General features: G+C 57.1%; 1 rRNA gene. It reads right to left on the minus strand.

Annotated features, from left to right (window positions below):
* Nucleotides 1–345: 345 nt before the first annotated feature.
* Nucleotides 346–1,865 (minus strand): 16S ribosomal RNA (locus ACYVHQ_RS14245).
* Between the last annotated feature and the right edge of the window lie 12 nt (nt 1,866–1,877).

A 1,877-nucleotide genomic window follows, 5' to 3' on the forward strand; every position in this document is an offset into this window, starting at 1 on the left:
AGCGACAGACCCTCACGCGACCAAAGATGCTCGCGTCCACTGTGTAGTTCTCAACATACGGGCGGCCCCACAACTCACCGACCAACCGGCCGACTCGTCATGGTCCGAAGAAACCAGACCACCCACCCCCGAAAGAGCAGGAAGCTTGGTCCCTCAGGACCCAACAGCGTGCACGCCCACCAACTCCAGCACCCACCCGTTCCAGACCCCGAAGAGTCGTACTGAGCTGAGCACCTTCACCAGAAGGCCATCGTCAAAGTTCCACCCATGAGCTACCGGCGAGAACATTCGTCTCGATCCGGCGCCTGGACACCCACCCTGAAGCGGATGCCAGATGCTCCTTAGAAAGGAGGTGATCCAGCCGCACCTTCCGGTACGGCTACCTTGTTACGACTTAGTCCTAATCACCGATCCCACCTTCGACAGCTCCATCCACAAGGGTTAGGCCACTGGCTTCGGGTGTTACCGACTTTCATGACTTGACGGGCGGTGTGTACAAGGCCCGGGAACGTATTCACCGCAGCGTTGCTGATCTGCGATTACTAGCGACTCCGACTTCATGAGGTCGAGTTGCAGACCTCAATCCGAACTGAGACCGGCTTTTTGGGATTCGCTCCACCTTGCGGTATCGCAGCCCTTTGTACCGGCCATTGTAGCATGCGTGAAGCCCAAGACATAAGGGGCATGATGATTTGACGTCATCCCCACCTTCCTCCGAGTTGACCCCGGCAGTCTCCTATGAGTTCCCACCATGACGTGCTGGCAACATAGAACGAGGGTTGCGCTCGTTGCGGGACTTAACCCAACATCTCACGACACGAGCTGACGACAACCATGCACCACCTGTGTACCGACCTTGCGGGGCGACCATCTCTGGCCGTTTCCGGTACATGTCAAGCCTTGGTAAGGTTCTTCGCGTTGCATCGAATTAATCCGCATGCTCCGCCGCTTGTGCGGGCCCCCGTCAATTCCTTTGAGTTTTAGCCTTGCGGCCGTACTCCCCAGGCGGGGAACTTAATGCGTTAGCTGCGACACGGAGACCGTGGAATGGTCCCCACATCTAGTTCCCAACGTTTACGGCGTGGACTACCAGGGTATCTAATCCTGTTCGCTCCCCACGCTTTCGCTCCTCAGCGTCAGTAGCGGCCCAGAGATCTGCCTTCGCCATCGGTGTTCCTCCTGATATCTGCGCATTCCACCGCTACACCAGGAATTCCAATCTCCCCTACCGCACTCTAGTCTGCCCGTACCCACTGCAGGCTGGGGGTTGAGCCCCCAGTTTTCACAGCAGACGCGACAAACCGCCTACGAGCTCTTTACGCCCAATAATTCCGGACAACGCTTGCACCCTACGTATTACCGCGGCTGCTGGCACGTAGTTAGCCGGTGCTTTTTCTGCAGGTACCGTCACTTTCGCTTCTTCCCTACTAAAAGAGGTTTACAACCCGAAGGCCGTCGTCCCTCACGCGGCGTTGCTGCATCAGGCTTTCGCCCATTGTGCAATATTCCCCACTGCTGCCTCCCGTAGGAGTCTGGGCCGTGTCTCAGTCCCAGTGTGGCCGGTCACCCTCTCAGGCCGGCTACCCGTCGTCGCCTTGGTGAGCCATTACCTCACCAACTAGCTGATAGGCCGCGAGTCCATCCTTGACCAAAATTCTTTCCAGCTCCTAGCCATGCGACTGAAGCTCGTATCCGGTATTAGACGCCGTTTCCAGCGCTTATCCCAGAGTCAAGGGCAGGTTACTCACGTGTTACTCACCCGTTCGCCACTAATCCCTGGAGCAAGCTCCAGTTCATCGTTCGACTTGCATGTGTTAAGCACGCCGCCAGCGTTCGTCCTGAGCCAGGATCAAACTCTCCATAAAAGAACGACAGAC

Source organism: Frigoribacterium salinisoli (assembly GCF_054781095.1).